The following is an 18,520-nucleotide window of genomic DNA, read 5'->3' as shown; positions in this document are numbered from 1 at the left end:
ATCAGGAACTTTCTAAAAAGTATTGTTCTACAAGATAATATTTCAGCTAGTTCATAAGAATCTGCTCATTCTATTTTTTAGAAATGAGCAGATTTTTGTTTAGTCAGTGTATATTTGTTGAGTTGGAGATGTTACTTCTTTTTCTCTTTTTGCATGGATTAATTGTGCTACAATAATAAGAGCTATAGATAAACACGGATGCTTGCCGATTGGTATAATGAGCATCCAAAATACGAAGAGTATGTGGACAATTTATTTAATAGCATTGCGTTTACTTGATAGTAAGAGATTAAAATCAACTTCAATAGATGATTATTTAAGCGACAAGAATCGGAAACATGAATTCTTTTTAGTATATTCCTCATTAATGGGTAGTGCACTTTTCACTCCAAGATTCAATTCTTATTGAATAGGATATGTATCTTTTATAAAAGTGATTCGTATAGTAGAATAAGTACTTGTATCTAGCTAAGTGTGCTAGCTGCTCGAGACCTTTCAATTTGTCGCTCGAAAGCTGAGAAAGTTTTCGATTTGAGCTTTCTAACGCTGTTCGCACCTAAATGAGCGATTTCCGCTTTTAGTAGAATAGGAGAATTATTATGACTAAACAAACTGTAATATTAACTGGTGGTGGTACTGCTGGCCACGTTTCACTTAACCAAGCAATCATACCTTCTTTTTTAGAAAAGGGATATGATGTTCACTATATAGGGTCAAAAGAGGGCATTGAAAAAGATATTATTGGTCAGGCTTTCCCTGATTTGCCGTACCATTCAATTTCGAGTGGTAAATTCCGACGTTATTTTTCTTTGAAAAATTTCACAGATCCTTTTCGTGTCTTTGCAGGAATTTCACAAGCATTGTCTATTATTCGACGCGTGAAACCGGTTATTGTATTTTCAAAGGGTGGCTTTGTTTCTGTGCCAGTTGTCATAGCAGCCAAACTTTCTGGTATTCCGGTTGTATCCCACGAGTCTGATGTAACACCGGGTTTAGCGAACAAACTTTCATCGCCATTTGCTTCACATGTTTTTACTGTGTTTAAACAAACGCTGAAACACTTACCATCTGAAAAAGCGACATGTACAGGCTCGATTATTCGCCCAGCATTATTTGAAGGAACAAAAGAAAAGGGCCTTGAAATGTGTGGCTTTCGCAATGGTAAAGAAACGATTTTAATTATGGGTGGAAGTCAAGGATCTAAATTTATCAATGATGCTGTTCGTTCGAATATCGTTGAATTGTTGAAGGATCACAATATCATTCATTTGTGTGGAAAGGGAAATTTAGACGAAGCACTTGTGAATATGCCAGGATATAAACAATTTGAATATGTTACAACTGAATTGCCTGATCTATTGCATGCTTCCGACTATATTGTATCTCGAGCAGGTTCTAATTCCATTTTTGAATTTTTAGCTTTAGAAAAACCAATGTTATTAATTCCACTTTCTTTGCAAAAATCTCGTGGTGATCAGATTTTGAATGCGGAACTTTTCTTTGAACAAGGTATCGCCGAGGTTTTGCAAGAGGAAGAACTGAATAGCCAAAGCTTTATGAAGGCCATGGAGGCATTAGAGAGTCATAAAGATTCACTGATCAAAAACATGCGTGAAGCTGAATCGCCAAAAACACCAGATGAAATGGCGGACTTAATCCTCCAATATGCCAATAATAAAAACTAAAAATACAAAGAATGTCGTCAAAGTTAGCATTTTGCCTTTGGCGGCATTTTTGTTGTCTAGCTTAGCTACCCTCAGACGGGCAAATGATAGAATAAGCACTTTTATGTAGGAGAGTGTGAGCTAAAAAATGCTGTATGAGATCTGATTGTATATCCGGACTAAGATAGTAAAAATCCCAAAACAAAAAACCAATTAGCCACCTTTCAAATGATGAGCTAAATGGTCTTTTATATATTGTATAAACAGGAAGATTCCCAACATCGAAACTTCAGTGGAAGCAGGATACGCAAGGACAACTGCCTGTAAAAAACTGGATTGTTTCAACTAACATCCGGTGGGGGGATGAAGAAAATCCCCACTGATGGAAGCTTTACTTTATCCAATGCTAGTAGCAAGTCGAAATGGTCACACTTTCATCATTTTTACATTGCCTGTTCTGATGAGGCGCCATTTTGAGAAGCCATATATAAATAAAATGTGTCCTTTTGGATTTTAAATAATTCAAACTGTTTTTCACCTTTGTTTATTTCTTCATATAGAGATGGATGGCTTTCTTTAGCATCTGTAACATAGCTGAGTTTAGAAGTAGCACGCAGAGATTTTGCATTTTCCTTTCGAATCTTTAGAAAGACACACTGAAAATCTAATTCAAAAAATAATTCTTTTAAAAATAATTCTTTGGATTTTTGATTGTAACCTTTTCCTTGGAACGGGACGCCAATCCAAGTACCTAAGAATCCAGCTCCATCTTGCACATCATAGAGAGTGATGGTGCCAATTGGTTGCCCCCAATCATCTGTGATCGTACGTGAGACTACTTTTCCATTTTCTTCGTCTTCTATTAATTGGCTTGTCATAAACCAAAATTCGTCTGCTGTCTTAGCCTTTTGACGCACAAAAGGGAAGACAGATGGATGACTTAACAACTCAAATAACTCATTGCATTCGTGCAATTCACGTCGTTTAATCATACTGAACGCCTCCTTTTCAGGGGTGAACTGGTCATCCGATTCTACCCCGCTCGAAATTTTTCATTTAGTAATGCATAAAAAATTTCGGGGTGGGAATCGAACCCACTAGAACCAGTGATCACTGGTGGCGCACCATTTGCCTTCCCTATTATTGACTCTCATAAAAATAGGAATCACTTATGAAATTATTTTGCACTTTTACTATACTAAGATTTAAGAAAAAAGCAAAGGAAAAACCGTTTTATCCCGCTTTAACGGGCAGTAAGACCCCCATCTCAAGAGATAGAGAGAACCGAGAAAGATAGATGGGGGATGAACTGCCCGTAAAAGTCCGATTGGTTCGGACGGGCAAGATGTTGGTCCCTCAGGTGTTGCCACAGGACGTGGCGCTTTTAACCTGAGTTCCTCTATTTCAGTGTGGGGGATGAAGAAAACCTCACTGATGGAAGTTTCACTTTATCCATCAAGTCAATTTTGTGAAATTTTTTTCAGTATCAAAATATAAACATTTAAAAGGTAATAAAAACTTCTTATTCAGATTTGCATATTTCATTACAGAGGAACGCGCATCTAGCGAACTTGGGATTACCATTTCCTGCGGGGATTCAGCTCAAACTTTTCCCATACATTGAATAGGCTTTACTGAATCGACAGCACATGAAGGAAATGAGTATACGAGACGGTACCATCTTCCACTTCATAATCTTAAATAATGGACATCTTTAAACGTTCGTATTTTTCCATAAATTCTGTATGATGAAATTGCTTTAAATAGTAAAAAAATAACTGTTTTTATGAGTAACGGATATTTGCTAAAATAGATAATAAATATATTTTTATTTTCCCTGAAATTTGCAAAAATATAATCGATAGTTGTAAAATAATATAATATTCACATTTTAAGAAATGGTGCATAGATAAATATAACCATTTTATTTTAATTTTATCGGAAATTTTCTTGTTTCTAGTAAGAAAGGCGAATTTTACGCTTTGCAAGGTGTGCTATTCAGTTGTATGCTTATTTGAATAGAATTATGATGGGAATAGAGAATGGGGGACTACTAGTGGTTTTAGATTTATTGAAAGTACATGGTTCGGGAAATACATTTTATTTATATGAAACAGATGATGAGGCATCTGTTGATTGGATATCTTTAGCTAAATGGCTTTGTGCAGATGCAAATCATGGTGGCGCGGATGGCTTGTTACTTGTAGCACCCTCAGAAAAAGGAATCGCTAAAATGCGAGTGATCAATGCGGATGGTACGGAAGCTTCTATGTGTGGAAATGGCTTACGCTGTGTAGCGCGCTATGTTTTAGAAAAAAACGATTTATCTGAAGGGCTCATTGAAACGATGAAGGTAACTTTACACGTTGCAAAAGAAGAGCCGTTGTTTAATGGTGTACCTACATATGGTGTTGAAATCGCACCTATATCATTTGAACTTTCATCATTGCCCATGAAAGTAGAAGACAAAACAACTTTTATCGATACAGTATATGATCAATTAGCAGATGATGTGGCTTTTACGGCTGTCTCAGTACCCAATCCACACTTAATAGGATTTGTTTCAAAAGAAAAGATAGAAAATAAGGATCATCAGGAAAATTTAGCAGCTTATTTGAATGGGCCAAATCCAATTTGTCCAGATGGAGTCAATGTAAGTTATGTTTATCCAATCAGTCAGGACGAAATATACGTACGTACATTTGAAAGAGGAGTTGGATTTACAAATGCATGTGGTACTGCAATGACGGCTTCTGCATTAGTTTCAAGAATGTTAAAACATACAACAGAAGAAAAAATTACAGTATTCAATCCTGGAGGCTTTGTTCAATGTTTCGTAGAAAAAGATCAGGATGAATATAAGTTGAGATTGGTAGGAAACGCTACATTTGTAGGGAAGTATAGTTTAGAAATTAAAGACGGACATTATTCTTATATAGACATTGATGATACAAATGAACAACAATCCTATAATGCACTTATTGAATTTGCAAAAGAAAAGTTAGCTACACAGTTTACCGTTGTTTGACATGAGGTGGCACTATGGCAGAAACGTTTATAACGAAAGAACAATTTAATACACTTTATGGAGCAAATAAAGAATTTGTATATTTTATGGAATTCATAGAAAATGATTTTCGATATGTTTATATCAATCGTTCAGCTGAATATGTATTTGATACGAATCCAGAAGGCAAATTCTTATCTGAAATGGTTCAAAATTCAGATGTTCAAAATAAAGTGAAAGAATATTATTTGACAGCAATCGCTACAAGGCAACAAACAACATTTCGAGATTTTTATTTATTCTCTGAAAAAAAGAGTGCGAACGAAACGGTCTGTACACCTATTTTTCAAGAAAACCATATATATATATTGGCAGTTACAAGTAATATACACGATCAAAAAAAATTAGAAGAGAAATATCTATGGTTAGAATCATTATTTGAAGATAAAATCAATCCCACCGTCATTTTACTAAAAGACTTCACTGTTTTTGATGTAAATCTAGTTTATAAAAAAGTGTTTGGCTGTCCACTTACAGAACAGCAAGAATTTTTGAAATCAGATTTTATCAATCCAGATGATGAAAAAAAGTATTTTCAATGTATTAAAGATACTTTTAACGGGAATGTTTCATCTCCTGCTATTTTTTCTCATAGGAAGAGTTCAGGAGAAGTGGGGGACTTTCTAGTCGGTTTTTCTCCTATTAATATGGAGAATCAGGTTGCTGCTATTAGTATTCAATGGCAAGAGCTTGGGAGTAAGGTACAGTTAAAAAAAGATTCCATACAAACTACGTTATTGTTAGATAGCTATAGGGAAGCCTTAAACGCAGCTGCAAATATATGCATCACCGATAAAAATGGAGTTATTGAATTTGTGAATACGGGATTTGAAAAACAAACGCAATTTCATGCAGATGAGTTGATTGGAAATACAAATGCATTGTTAAATTCACGTAAGCATTCCCAAGAATTTTACCAAAACTTGTGGAACACTATTCTAAGTGGAAAGCTATGGCGTGGTGAAATGTGCAACCGCACAAAATACGGTAGAATGTATTGGACGGATACGACGATAGTGCCTATCAAAAATATCAATGGTGATATAACCCATTTTTTAGGGATAAGTTTTGATATCTCTGAAAAGAAAGCGATTATGACCAATCTACGCAATGTGGAAAAGCTTTTCCGTTTGATCACAGAACATACAAGTGATTTTATTGTCATTACTAGTGAAGATGGAATCATTCAATATGTATCTTCAACGCACGAAGCACGTCTGGGATATGAAAAAGAAGAGTTATTGGGAAAGTTTTATTTTGACTTATTAACGAAAGAAAGCAGCATCTTCTTACAAAATGAGTTGAAGCAAATCAAGAAAATAGGAAATTCTAAGATGGAGTTGGAAATCTTAGCGAAGGACGGGCGTAGACATTGGATAGAAGCGCAGATTTCTGCTGTCAAAGATTTTGATCGAAAAGATGAATATCAATTTGTTTCCGTTGCTAGAGAAATTACGGAACGCCGTGAAATGGAAAAACAATTACGTTTTCTTGCCTATCATGATAGTTTAACGATGTTGCCGAATAGAAGATATTTATTAGAAAAATTTGATGAATTAGCGGATGATGCTAATTCGTCGGGGAGATCGATCGCCGTATTATTGATTGACGGGGATAATTTTAAACGTATTAATGATGAATACGGGCATAATATTGGTGATGAATTTATTAAAAATTTTGGTAAAGCATTATTATCAAGCTTAAGAGATACAGATATAGTTGCTCGTATAGGTGGAGATGAATTTGTTATCATTTTAACGAAGATATCCTTGAACCTTTCAAAAAGAAATAGTCAAATCGAAAAAACGATTAAACGGATTCAAAAAATCCTTCGTAAGGGATGGAGAATCAAAGGAGAGCATTTCGCGCCAACATCATCCATTGGTATTGCTTGTTATCCTGAGGATGGTCTTGAAATTTCGCTACTATTAGATAAGGCAGATACGGCATTATATTATGCTAAAAAAATATCTGGTAAAGATTCATATCATTATGCCGATATGCCAACTGGGAATGGTGGCGAATAATATGCATAAATCTATTCTATTGGTTGAAGATGAAAAAAATATTGCACGATTCATTGAATTAGAATTGAAGCATGAGCAGTTTGATGTGACAACTTGTTATAATGGTCGCGAAGGACTGCAACTGGCACTTGATGAGAACAATCATTTTGATGTGATACTATTAGATGTTATGCTTCCAGAGTTAAATGGCATTGAAGTGTGTAGAAGAGTCAGAAGTCATTCTGAAGTGCCGATTATCCTTATCACAGCTAGAGATGCGGTGATGGACCGGGTAGCGGGACTCGATGCAGGAGCAGATGATTATATCGTCAAACCGTTTGCGATTGAAGAGTTACTTGCTCGCATTCGTTCTATTTTAAGAAGAACAAGCAAATCGGTAAAAAAACCGCAACTGTTGCAATATAAAAATATTACGATCAACCAAGATGCCTATAGTGCATCTGTCGATAATTGCCCATTAGAGCTAACAAAAACAGAATTCGATTTATTAAGTCTCCTCATGACCAATAAAAATCGTGTATGTACAAGAGAGCAAATTCTTGAAAAGGTATGGGGTTATCAAACGGATGTAGAGACAAATGTTGTAGATGTTTATATCCGTCATCTACGATCAAAGTTGCCAAAAGAAGCGAGTTCTTACATTGAAACGGTAAGAGGGGTTGGGTATGTGATGAGAGAATGAAAAATCTAATTACCATTTCTTTCAAAAATCAATCTCTAAAAACAAAGTGGGCGCTCACGTCCGCTTTTGTTATTTTCATCAGCTTTGCCATTATTTGTTCCGTGTTGTATTGGTCGTTGCATATGTGGCTATTATCCGAACAGCGTCAAACTGTTAACCGTACAATGGATGATTTAACCGTTTTTTTTGAGTCTCAAGGAAATACGATTACCCTTGATGATATTCAGGCCAATAAGGGATTGATGAACTCCATTATCGACAAAGACCAAACTGTACGAATACTTAACAAAGATGGAATCGAGATTTTGCGTATCAATGATACTGTTTCTGAAATTCCGGATATACCAAACAAAATATTCACAAAAGGATATGTCGTCAATAAACAAAAAATTGCAGGAACTGAAAGCTTTGTTGCAACTGGGAAAATACAAATAGGACTTTTCCAGGGGTATATTCAATTGACCCATCCTTTAACATCCTTTCACTCGCTCATGAATTATTTACTGATGGCCATGCTGATCCTTGGGATAGGTGCGCTAGTGTTATCCGCATATATTGGTTATGTTTTGGCAACAGTGTTACTAAGATCTTTACATGATTTGCGCCAAGAGATGACGACCGTTGCAGAGAAGGGATTTGAAGCACCTATTCAAATGGAATACAACCAAGATGACGAAATTGGCGATTTATTGCGCGTATATCGTAAAATGATGGGGGAACTAGAACAATCCTTTCTTTTACAACAACAATTTATCTCAGATGCTTCTCATGAGCTTAGAACGCCTATCCAAGTTGTAGAAGGACATTTATCATTGATTCAAAGATGGGGGAAAGACGATCCAGAGATTTTAAATGAATCACTTGGAACGGCTTTATCGGAAATTAAACGTATGAAAAATTTAATAGAAGAAATGCTAGAACTAGCAAGAGGTCAATCAAATGAGCATGATGGAATATGTGATATATGGGCCGTCACAAATGAAATTATTCAAGAACAGACCATTCTTCACTCAGATGTAACGATCCATATAAATGATCAAAATCTGACAAAATCATCTGTAGCTATTTCTCAAAATGCTTTTGGACAAATCATGCGAAACTTATTACAAAATGCGATTCGCTATTCCGATGATCAAACGACTATTCAAATTTACTTGACAAATGACCTGAAGCATTGCAAAATCGAAGTCGAAGATAACGGTATTGGCATTGCTGAAAATGATCTACCCCATATTTTTGAACGGTTTTATCGAGTGGATGAAGCACGCTCAAGAGATGAAGGGGGTACAGGTTTAGGGCTCAGTATTGTCAAGATGTTGGTCAACAAGTATGGCGGTAACATAACTGTAACTAGTAAGCTGGGAAAGGGAACAAAATTCAAGGTAATACTACCCTTTGAAAAATTATGATTTTTGTAGAAATTATTCGCTAATTCCATCATTCAAGATAAAAATTGCTCAATTCGTAACAAAAACATTGAATTTTTTATGAAGAGTAGTAAGATTGAAAGGAAAAATGTTCTTCCAGCTTACAACAATACATACGTGTATCTTCAGCAGGAAGAAATGTAAATTATAGTGGATTTTCAGAATTATTCTTTTAATTAATGGAACTGCCACTTGGCAAAAAACTTGGAGGTTATTCTCATGTCAAACAATGTTTCACTCGCAAGCTCTCCGTGGTCTGCTTTTTCAGGTCCAAACCTTGGCTATGTGATGGATATGTATGAATTATACTTAACATCTCCTGAAGAAGTAGACGCTGATCTTGTGGCACTTTTTGAACAATATGGCGCACCTGTTGTAGAATCAATTGAAACAACAACTAAAAATGTGGATTCAGTTAATATTGAGAAGGCATTAGCTGCTGTAAAATATGCTGATGGAATCCGTGCGCATGGTCATTTAGCTGCTGATATCTATCCATTAAATAACCAACAAAAAGACACAACAAGCATTGAAGCATCAACTTATGGATTAACTGATCAGGATTTAGTGAATATCCCTGCTTCATTCTTATTAAACGACATTCCTGTAAACGTTCACAATGGCTTAGATGCTATTAATTACTTGAAATCGATTTATACAAGTAAAATTGCATATGAATTCGATCATGTTGTTGATAAGAAAGAAAAACAATGGCTTCAATCTAAAATTGAAAATGGCTCACTAAATGCAAAATTCTCTTCAGATGAGAAAAAAGCAATCCTTTCCATGTTAAATAAGGTTGAAGGTTTCGAACAATTCTTGCACAAGACTTTCGTAGGTGTTAAACGTTTCTCAATCGAGGGTGTGGATGCATTAGTTGTTTTAATCGATGAAATTATTCGTCGTTCTGAGGAACAAGGTTCAAAAGATATTATGATCGGTATGGCACACCGTGGTCGTTTGAATGTTCTAACTCACAATGTTCATAAACCATATGAAATGATGTTAGCTGATTTTGCTCACGTACCAAGTGAGTTATTTGTACCAAAGGATGGTTCTTTAATTGCCACCAAAGGATGGTCAAATGATGCAAAATACCACTTAGGTGCAACATACAAAGCACCAAACGGTACAACCATTAAATTAGCATACAACCCATCTCACTTAGAAGTAGTAAGTCCAGTGGTTAATGGCCAAACTCGAGCTGCGCAAGATGATACTTCTAATCCAGGTCTTCCTGTTCAAGATACTGCAAAAGCTTTATCGATCCTTGTTCATGGTGATGCAGCCTTTGCTGGTCAAGGTATTGTAACGGAAACATTAAACTATTCCCGCACAAAAGGTTTCAATACAGGTGGTTCAATCCATATTATTGCGAATAATATGATTGGTTTCACAACTGAACGTTATGATTCACGTTCTACTGTTTATTCTTCAGATCCAGCAAAAGGCTATGAGGTTCCAGTTATTCATGTCAACGCTGATTCTCCAGAAGAAGTTGTACAAGTAGCACGCTTTGCTGTTGAATATCGTGTGAAATTTGGAAAAGATATTCTAATCGATTTAATCGGTTACCGTCGTTATGGTCATAACGAAATGGATGAACCAATGATTACTAATCCAGAAATGTATAACATCGTACACCAACATGACACCGTTCGTGCTTTATATGGTAAAAAGTTAGTTTCTGAAGGGATTGTAACAGATTCAGAAGTTTCTAAACTTCAAGCAGATGTGAAAGCAGAATTACAAGCTGCACTTGACCATATAAAAGAAGTTGGTCAAGGTAAAGTATCTAGTCATGAAATGCCAGATGCAGTGAAAAATGGTTTTACAGAAGATATTGAAACTGCAGTTGAAAAAGAACGCTTAGAAAAAATGAATGAAGAACTTCTTGCTTTTCCAGAAGACTTCCATCCGTTCAAAAAATTGATTAAAATTTTAAATCGTCGTCGTGATCCATTTAAAGGCAAAGGTAAAATCGACTGGGGTCATGCTGAAACGCTTGCATTTGGTACGATTCTTCAAGATGGTCATCCAGTACGTATTACAGGTCAAGATGCCCAACGTGGTACTTTTGCTCAACGTCACCTTGTTCTTCATGATGAACAAAATGGTCATGAAATCGTGCCATTGCATCATATTTCAGGTTCTAATGCTTCATTTGCTGCAATCAATAGCACATTATCAGAAGAATCTATCGTAGGTTATGAGTATGGTTACAACTTAGAAAACGAAAATGCTCTTGCCATTTGGGAAGCACAATATGGTGACTTCGCGAATATGGCGCAAGTTATGTTTGATAACTTCATCTCAGGTACACGTTCTAAATGGGGCGTTAAATCTGGTGTGGTTATTTCATTGCCTCACTCAGCTGAAGGTCAAGGTTCAGAACATACAAGCGGTCGTTTAGAACGTTTCTTACAATTATCAGCTGAAAATAACTGGACAGTTGTGATGCTTTCAAGTGCAGCTAACTACTTCCACCTATTACGTCATCATGCAGCTACTCTTGGAACAGAAGCAGTTCGTCCATTAATCATGATGTCACCAAAATCACTCCTACGTAATCAAATCGTAGCAGCTGATGTAGAAGAGCTAACAACTGGCAAATATCGTACTGTAATCGAACATCCAACAACTGGTAAAGATGCAGATAAAGTTGAAAAAATCGTATTTGCTTCAGGTAAAGTGGCAATTGACATTGCTGAAAAAGTGGGCAATGGGGAAGGCTTTGAACACCTACATTTAGTCCGTGTTGAACAACTATATCCATTCCCTAAAGAAGAGATTACTGAAATCCTTGCAAAATTCCCTAATGCTAAAACACTTGCATGGGTACAAGAAGAACCTAAAAACATGGGTTCATGGTTCTTTGCAGATCCATTCTTACGCGATTTAGCAGCGGATGATCAAGAAGTTGTTTACATTGGCCGTCCAGAACACTCTAGCCCAGCAGAAGGCGATGCAGATTCTTATAAAGAAGCACAAGCAATCGTTATCGAAAATGCAGTGGCTCGTAAATAGTGCAAACTACTAAAGGAGGAAAATACAGTGGCAGACATTATTGTTCCAGAATTAGCAGAATCAATTACAGAAGGTGAAATCGTACGTTGGGTTAAAAAAGTTGGTGACCACGTAGATAAAGGCGAGTTCATCGTAGAATTAGAAACAGATAAAGTTAACGCTGAAATTATTTCCGAAGAAGAAGGCGTACTTACAGAAATCTTAGCCAATGAGGGCGACGTTGTAGAAGTCGGCGCAGTAATCGCAAAAGTTGAAGCAGGCGCAGCAGCTGCAGCACCAGCTCCACAACAAGCACCGAAAGAGGAAGCGCCAAAACAAGAAGCAACAAAAGCAGAAGCGCCAAAGGTTGAAGCTAAACCAGCTGCAGCTCCTATAGTAGAAGAAACACCTTCCACTGAACGCGTCATTGCAAGTCCAGCAGCACGTAAACTAGCTCGCGAAAAAGGCATCGACTTAGCAGCCATCTCACCAGTAGATCCTCAAGGTCGTGTACGTGTTCAAGATGTAGCTGCATATGGTAGTGCTCCAGCAACTCCAGCAGCACAACCAGCAGCTCCAAAAGCAGCACCTGCATCAACCGCTAAAGCTGTTGACTCATCACGTGTAGAAGCAGTGAAAATGACTCGTCGTCAACAAACCGCTGCAAAACGTTTACTTGAAGTATCTCAATCAACAGCAATGCTTACTACATTCAACGAAATCGACATGACAAATGTTATGGCACTTCGTAAACGTAAAAAAGAAGCATTCCAAGAAGCTCACGATGGCACTCGTCTAGGATTTATGTCATTCTTTACAAAAGCAGTCACTGCAGCTCTTAAAAAATACCCAGCAGTCAATGCTAAAATTGTTGGTGATGAAATCCACTACAACAAATTCTATGATGTTGGTATAGCAGTAGCAACTCCAGACGGATTAGTCGTACCAAATGTTCGTGATACAGATCGTAAAAACTTTGCTGAAATCGAAGCTACAATTGCAGAGTTAGCAATAAAAGCACGTAACAAAAAATTATCCCTTCAAGATCTTGAAGGTGGCTCATTCACAATCACAAACGGTGGTGTCTTTGGTTCATTAATGTCTACACCTATTATCAATGGTGACCAAGCTGCCATCCTTGGTATGCACAACATCGTAAAACGTCCAGTCGCAGTAGGCGATGAAATCCAAATTCGCCCAATGATGTACGTTGCATTATCTTATGATCACCGTCTTATCAACGGTAAAGAATCAGTTGGATTCTTAAAAACAGTCAAAGACTTAATCGAAAACCCAGAAGATCTATTACTAGAATCTTGATCTGACGGGCTTTATAAAGCTTTTCCGAACCTATCGCTTACACTCAGACCACCCTTTCAATAGGGTGGTTTTTTTGTTATTTTGGCTTTTTGACCACCAAAGCTTTTTTTCTTGGGCTCGTTTAGGTAACTAATGAGTAAATTTGTGGTCTTTCTGATGACTTCGGTTCTTGTAGTATTATATTTCGCGATTATCTCTTCCTCAATTGATTAAGTTTTGTCACTACAAAAATCGTAGTATCTAGCATGAGTAATTAATGGGGTAATTTTAATGCTATTATTATAATGACATTTGTGAATAAATAAGTAAATTATGGATTAGTGGTCTAAAAAGCTTACTACCAAATAAAAATTTAATATTATATGTTTTTTTAGGTGAACACTTCTTGATAGGCAGAAAAGGGTTTGGCTAGGTCCGTCACAGTAGGAAATACTGGTCACTAGTTTCTATGCACTATTTTTGATATTTAATTAGGTAGGAGGGTACATATCCAATTGATGATAAAATTGTTTAATTCAAAATGGATCAAACTATCACATCATATGGTAGATATATAAGAATAAAACAAGGGGCTGGGAGATAAGTTGAAAATAAAACCGCATGAAATCAAGACTTTTAAATTTGATTTCATGCGGTTTATTTATTTTAATAAGTTTTTGTCCAGGCTTCTTTATTAACTAATTGCTAAAGGGTTAATAGTCTCAATCCATTCTTCTCTTAAAGACCATTTGAGGACTTGAATATCATAATTATTAAATGAAGTAATAAATTTATTTGATATTTTAGCATTTAAGTCATTCGCTAAAATAATTTGAGATGAGTCAGCCCGAAAATCTTTAATATCAATAAATGATAATAAAGGATATTTATAATTTTCTGAAGTGGGTTTATTAATGGCTTTAATAATGCGCTCTGGTTTATTTCCAAATGCAGGAATAACAAAGTCAAACTTATTATCGTTACCACTTTTACCAGGAAAACTAATATTCGGTGTATTTAATATTTTCTGTTCTTTGAAATAATCTTCAACTTCTTGAAAGAATATGTTTGCAACCGCATTTCTACTGGTCATCAGCATATCAGAAACTCTTAATATACATTGCAATAAGTTTAGTTGCTTAGCAGGATAATCTTCAAGACGTTGAAATTCTATCTTTAATTCTTGAGTAGTTGTATCTATTTGAACCCCAAAAATATTCAAAGTAGTATTTAAAAAACTTTGACGTTTATCGGATTTGTTAAAATCAATACCCAAAATTTCCAATTCATTCATAGTGTATCCGTCGTCAGATAAAACAAATGAATTGTTTTCTCCTTTAATTAATACTAACTGTAAAAAATCATGGTGAATATCAAAAAATGGAGTAGTAATCTCGATGAATTCGCCTTTATCTAGTAATTTTAAATTACTATTATTCCAGCTATTATATATTTCTTTTAATTCTTCGATCATACAATACACTTCCTTTAAAATAATTCATTTTGAATTATATATCGATATTCGTTAATATTCCCTATATTACACCGTCTCAAAAAAAGACGCAATATGCTAATAATGTCTTTCATTTCTTCATCAGATAAGAAAAATTCTGCAACTTCTGTGTTTAATGGATAGGCAATACTAGATCCAAACTCTGGATGAGCTATATGTAAATGCGGGCAAGGAATCACTTCACCTGAATAAGGAAAATCTCCAATAGGATTAGGATGATCAGGTCCTAAAATGTCTAATCTTAAAAGTGTAAAATCTTTATGATTAGATTCACGTAATTGTAATGTAAACTTTGGAAGTTTATTACCTTTTCTGTTTACATCAATTATAAATTTATTATTCCTACTTAAAGCATTTAATTGCAATTGTTCTTTAGGATTTGGAAGTTTTATTATATTATTATCCTCAATTAGCCTTTTTAGACTATGTATAAGAGATTGTATCGTTTGAAATTCCATTGTTTATAAACCCCATTTCCAATTTATATACTAATGAAAAAATAAATATTTAAAAGATATGATGCGTGCATTATTTAGTACCAAAATTTTTTATTCATATCCATATAACCAGTTTGATAATAGGCTGTTTTTGTTGGTTTAAGTTTTTTTGTTTTAATGACGTAACTGCCTCCGCAACTCATACACCAACTTTGAATATAAGCGTAAGAGTTTTTCTTTAACTTTATTTTCTTAATGGGGTGATCTTGAGCATGTGATGCACCTTTTTTAATTTTATAAATTGTTATGTGCTTTTCTAGTTTTACTTTTTTGTAACCCTTCCAATATGATCCGACTTTTGGTGAAGAGTAGGATGTAGCTTTTGCAGTATTTTCGCTTGAGATGGAAGGAAAAATAGGGACACAGCTTAGTAATAGGAAAGAAGTGATAAGAGATAGTGTCTTTAGTGATTTTTTCAAGAGAAGTCCTCCTTTAATAATTTAGATAATTTAATTCTCAAGTTTACAACTATAATTGAATAGAAATCTATGATTATTCCATTTAAAAGTTGTCAATTCCATACCTTATCTCAAAAATCATTCTCATAAACAATGCTAATTAGTTAGCCGCTTTTTCGTAAGTCTATGGCCATGTTTTAATAAATCTTTTTTTACTTGCATGTTACAGATTGTTCTTACAAGAATTGATTAACTACATTCGTAATTTGCTCTTTTGAATCCAAGATTTCTAGTGGATCATTAAAGTCAATAGTTGTACGTTCTTTATCAACCGTTGAATCGTTTAAAACTATAAAGTTTCTGTTTTTTTCAAAAAATACTCGCATTATCCATTTACGAATATTATCATCTAATAAAATATTAAAATAGCTTTTATTATCTCTATAAAAAATTCGTTCGGATGGTACTTCTTCACGTAATGCTACTTTAACTATTGAATAAACCTCTAGTTCTTCTTCCGTAGTGATAATAGAATCATCAATATCAGGTATCGCCTTTTCTTCGGTTTCGATTGGAATCTGAACTTTATTGTCAGCTGTTGATTTCAAGGCAGCATTCAATTTGTCATTGACTCTTTCTGTAATAATTTGAGTAAGTCCTTTTTTTATAATTGGCGTAAATTTTTCTAATGTACTTTTGGTTTTTACACCATCATAAATTTGATTTACTAAATATTTAACGAAATCATCATCTGGTTCTTCAAATTGCTCCTTGAGATAGTGTTTTAATGCACCTAAATATTTTAATTCGGAAGCAGTACTTGTAATACTATCTATATCAAAATTTTCTTTTCTAAACTTTGCAATTTCAATAATTTGTGAATCTCTTAGATCTAAAATATTAAATGTGAAGAACGGAGTGGCATCCATTTTATTTGATTCTTCTAAATCAGTAAAAAATTTATATTCAACACCATTAGTCAGAATTCCAAATTTTGCTGATGTAGTACCAAAATATCTAAAAAGTTGCGAATCATGTTTAACTAATTTTTCATTAATACTTTTGCATTCGATAAGGATCATAGGATTACCGTCAGAAAGAATAGCATAATCAACCTTTTCTCCCTTTTTAATACCAACATCTGCAGTAAATTCTGGTGTGAATTCTAATGGGTTAAATACATCAAATCCGAGAACCTGAAAAAAAGGCATAATTATTGCTGTTTTTGTAGCTTCCTCGGTATTAATCGAGTCTTTTAATGTTTCAATTCGTTTAGCTAAATTTCTTAACTGTTCTGTGAATTTTTCCATTTTGTTGCCTCCTAAAATTAACGATATAGTTTTATTTACATTGGGGATTTTAATATTGAACTTTAGCATTTAGAGTGGAGATATTAAAATCACCAAATTTTTAAATTTAATGTAGATTTTTGATAAAAGAAGAAAAATCATTCTTTTATTAGTTTGCAATTCCTATAAAATATGAATATAGTCGTAACATTGGAAAGATGGATAAACCAAATAGAATGAAAAAATGAATATTTTTTACAGCATTATATATTTTTTTAGGACACACTAATTCGTGTCCTTTTATGGTTGTCAGGGTATTAGTAGGTTTCCCAATAGATTAAACCTCACTTTTATCCTTCAAAATTTCCCACATCTTACGCAGCTTACGCAAATCTTCTTCCTTCGTTTTTGGCAATTCCTTATACCATTTTTCTAATGATGGATCATTAAAAAAAGCTTCGAATTCTTCATCATCTTTATTCACTAGTTGTTTTAGAGTATTTGAACGTCCTAGTAAATAATCAACAGATACCTCAAAATAATCAGCAATTTTTTCAAGAGTATCATAATCTGGTTTTCGCTCATCAGACTCGTAACGTGATAGTACTACATTTGAGACATTAATTTTTTTAGCAAAATCTTTTTGACTAATGTTATATTGTTCACGTAACTTCCTAATTCGTGTTCCTAAAGAGCTCATTAGAACCCTCCTTATACAACCACTATAATAATTATATTATCACTTACCAAGATGGTAAAAAAATAAAGTTGACTAAATGGTAATAAAAATATTAAATTTACCAAATAGGTAATGATATGGTATGACTATAAACTTACCAAAAAAGTAGTTGAAAGGTAGTAAATTATTTTTAAAATCCCCAAAAGTAATTAAGAAAGGATAAGAATATTTCTGTTGAACAAATGCCAAAATTATTAGGATATTTTGCTCTAACTTTTGGGGTGCAGCACCTTTGACACAACTCTTTTTTATACTACAAATGTCAGTAAGCGTACATAGATTATTCTACTTTCATAGACCAATTTCCATCAGCTGAAATGTTAAAATAATAAATTCCAGTATCTTCTACTTTTTGGACAGTAGAACCCTTGTAATTACCGATTTCATTAACTAATAGATTTGCTCCATTAGCTTGAACAACGAAATTGCTTTGTCCACTATGTGTAAAAGCAAAGGTATTAGCACCTGCATTTAATTTCATGAATACGACACTGTCACTTTTACCTCTTGCATTACCTTTGTAAAGTTTCTTTGGTATATATTGAGACATTTGAATAGATCAATTTCCATCAGCTGTTATATTAAAAAGATATTGTCCTGATTTTACATTATAAATTTGGCTACCATCATAATTACCGATTTCATTTACTATTAATTCGACAGGGTTAGCATTACTATCTAACAATTGAACAGCAAAGTTAGATCTACCTGTATGTTTAGCATGAATAATAACAAATCCATCTTTTAAATTAAATTTTTTTGTTGCAGAATCACCTGTACCAGATAATCTTAAAGCGGCTAAAGTTTTTTTCTTTTCTAAAGCAGCTTTTTTTCTAGCTTCGGTTTCAGCCTTTTTCTTGGCTTCAGCTTTCTTTTTTGCTTTTTTCTCAGCGGCAGCTTTTTCTTCAGCAG

At 34.5% G+C, this 18,520-nt stretch carries 14 protein-coding genes; 7 read left to right on the top strand and 7 right to left on the bottom strand.

What is annotated here, in order from left to right; genetic code table 11:
- Positions 1-599 precede the first annotated feature (599 nt).
- On the top strand, positions 600-1,685 hold the full coding sequence (locus FEU33_RS09060; RefSeq protein ID WP_146549058.1) for an undecaprenyldiphospho-muramoylpentapeptide beta-N-acetylglucosaminyltransferase: 1,086 nt from the start codon (positions 600-602) through the stop codon (positions 1,683-1,685).
- Between the two features lie 422 nt (positions 1,686-2,107).
- Here the strand turns inward: FEU33_RS09060 and FEU33_RS09055 are convergent, their stop codons facing one another.
- Positions 2,108-2,656, bottom strand: a complete 549-nt coding sequence (locus FEU33_RS09055; RefSeq protein WP_146549057.1) for a GNAT family N-acetyltransferase — start codon at positions 2,654-2,656, stop codon at positions 2,108-2,110.
- Between the two features lie 1,064 nt (positions 2,657-3,720).
- On the opposite strand from FEU33_RS09055, the gene dapF reads away from it, so the two are divergent.
- The 6 genes from dapF to odhB all read left to right on the top strand — a co-directional run bounded on the left by dapF (position 3,721) and on the right by odhB (position 13,193).
- Positions 3,721-4,692 carry a diaminopimelate epimerase gene (dapF, locus tag FEU33_RS09050; protein WP_146549056.1) on the top strand — a complete coding sequence of 324 codons (972 nt, stop codon included), beginning with the start codon at positions 3,721-3,723 and terminating at the stop codon, positions 4,690-4,692.
- 14 nt (positions 4,693-4,706) lie between these two features.
- Complete coding sequence (locus tag FEU33_RS09045) at positions 4,707-6,758, top strand: diguanylate cyclase domain-containing protein (RefSeq protein ID WP_146549055.1); 2,052 nt, start codon at positions 4,707-4,709, stop codon at positions 6,756-6,758.
- A 1-nt stretch (position 6,759) separates the two neighbouring features.
- Positions 6,760-7,440 carry a response regulator transcription factor gene (locus tag FEU33_RS09040; RefSeq protein ID WP_146549054.1) on the top strand — a complete coding sequence of 227 codons (681 nt, stop codon included), beginning with the start codon at positions 6,760-6,762 and terminating at the stop codon, positions 7,438-7,440.
- Positions 7,437-8,849 carry a HAMP domain-containing sensor histidine kinase gene (locus FEU33_RS09035; protein ID WP_146549053.1) on the top strand — a complete coding sequence of 471 codons (1,413 nt, stop codon included), beginning with the start codon at positions 7,437-7,439 and terminating at the stop codon, positions 8,847-8,849. Before FEU33_RS09040 ends, FEU33_RS09035 begins: the two co-directional genes overlap by 4 nt.
- Before the next feature lie 237 nt (positions 8,850-9,086).
- The gene (locus tag FEU33_RS09030; protein ID WP_146549052.1) at positions 9,087-11,894 is read left to right on the top strand and encodes a 2-oxoglutarate dehydrogenase E1 component; all 2,808 of its coding nucleotides are present in this window, start codon (positions 9,087-9,089) and stop codon (positions 11,892-11,894) included.
- A 27-nt stretch (positions 11,895-11,921) separates the two neighbouring features.
- Positions 11,922-13,193, top strand: a complete 1,272-nt coding sequence (gene odhB / locus FEU33_RS09025) for a 2-oxoglutarate dehydrogenase complex dihydrolipoyllysine-residue succinyltransferase (RefSeq protein WP_146549051.1) — start codon at positions 11,922-11,924, stop codon at positions 13,191-13,193.
- Between the two features lie 673 nt (positions 13,194-13,866).
- Here the strand turns inward: odhB and FEU33_RS09020 are convergent.
- The 6 genes from FEU33_RS09020 to FEU33_RS08995 form a co-directional block, all read right to left on the bottom strand.
- Complete coding sequence (locus FEU33_RS09020; protein ID WP_146549050.1) at positions 13,867-14,646, bottom strand: DUF1829 domain-containing protein; 780 nt, start codon at positions 14,644-14,646, stop codon at positions 13,867-13,869.
- Positions 14,647-14,660: 14 nt separating this feature from the next.
- Complete coding sequence (locus FEU33_RS09015) at positions 14,661-15,143, bottom strand: DUF6978 family protein (protein ID WP_146549049.1); 483 nt, start codon at positions 15,141-15,143, stop codon at positions 14,661-14,663.
- A 74-nt stretch (positions 15,144-15,217) separates the two neighbouring features.
- On the bottom strand, positions 15,218-15,601 hold the full coding sequence (locus FEU33_RS09010) for a hypothetical protein (protein WP_146549048.1): 384 nt from the start codon (positions 15,599-15,601) through the stop codon (positions 15,218-15,220).
- Between the two features lie 215 nt (positions 15,602-15,816).
- The gene (locus FEU33_RS09005; RefSeq protein ID WP_146549047.1) at positions 15,817-16,890 is read right to left on the bottom strand and encodes a type I restriction endonuclease; all 1,074 of its coding nucleotides are present in this window, start codon (positions 16,888-16,890) and stop codon (positions 15,817-15,819) included.
- Between the two features lie 316 nt (positions 16,891-17,206).
- Positions 17,207-17,569, bottom strand: a complete 363-nt coding sequence (locus FEU33_RS09000) for a helix-turn-helix domain-containing protein (RefSeq protein WP_146549046.1) — start codon at positions 17,567-17,569, stop codon at positions 17,207-17,209.
- 319 nt (positions 17,570-17,888) lie between these two features.
- Positions 17,889-18,158: a hypothetical protein gene (locus FEU33_RS08995; protein WP_146549045.1), complete on the bottom strand. Its 270-nt coding sequence runs from the start codon at positions 18,156-18,158 to the stop codon at positions 17,889-17,891.
- Between the last annotated feature and the right edge of the window lie 362 nt (positions 18,159-18,520).

The sequence above is a fragment of the Rummeliibacillus suwonensis genome (assembly GCF_007896435.1).
In the GTDB taxonomy this organism is placed as follows: Bacteria; Bacillota; Bacilli; order Bacillales_A; family Planococcaceae; genus Rummeliibacillus; species Rummeliibacillus suwonensis.
This window is presented reverse-complemented; position numbering and strand designations above follow the sequence as displayed.

What these genes read in the sequence shown, in the direction of transcription:
- FEU33_RS09060 (WP_146549058.1), top strand. Translation starts at nt 600, where the DNA reads ATGACTAAACAAACTGTAATATTAACTGGTGGTGGTACTGCTGGCCAC.
- FEU33_RS09055 (WP_146549057.1), bottom strand. Translation starts at nt 2,656, where the DNA reads ATGATTAAACGACGTGAATTGCACGAATGCAATGAGTTATTTGAGTTG.
- FEU33_RS09045 (WP_146549055.1), top strand. Translation starts at nt 4,707, where the DNA reads ATGGCAGAAACGTTTATAACGAAAGAACAATTTAATACACTTTATGGA.
- FEU33_RS09040 (WP_146549054.1), top strand. Translation starts at nt 6,760, where the DNA reads ATGCATAAATCTATTCTATTGGTTGAAGATGAAAAAAATATTGCACGA.
- FEU33_RS09035 (WP_146549053.1), top strand. Translation starts at nt 7,437, where the DNA reads ATGAAAAATCTAATTACCATTTCTTTCAAAAATCAATCTCTAAAAACA.
- FEU33_RS09030 (WP_146549052.1), top strand. Translation starts at nt 9,087, where the DNA reads ATGTCAAACAATGTTTCACTCGCAAGCTCTCCGTGGTCTGCTTTTTCA.
- FEU33_RS09020 (WP_146549050.1), bottom strand. Translation starts at nt 14,646, where the DNA reads ATGATCGAAGAATTAAAAGAAATATATAATAGCTGGAATAATAGTAAT.
- FEU33_RS09015 (WP_146549049.1), bottom strand. Translation starts at nt 15,143, where the DNA reads ATGGAATTTCAAACGATACAATCTCTTATACATAGTCTAAAAAGGCTA.
- FEU33_RS09005 (WP_146549047.1), bottom strand. Translation starts at nt 16,890, where the DNA reads ATGGAAAAATTCACAGAACAGTTAAGAAATTTAGCTAAACGAATTGAA.
- FEU33_RS09000 (WP_146549046.1), bottom strand. Translation starts at nt 17,569, where the DNA reads ATGAGCTCTTTAGGAACACGAATTAGGAAGTTACGTGAACAATATAAC.
- FEU33_RS08995 (WP_146549045.1), bottom strand. Translation starts at nt 18,158, where the DNA reads ATGTCTCAATATATACCAAAGAAACTTTACAAAGGTAATGCAAGAGGT.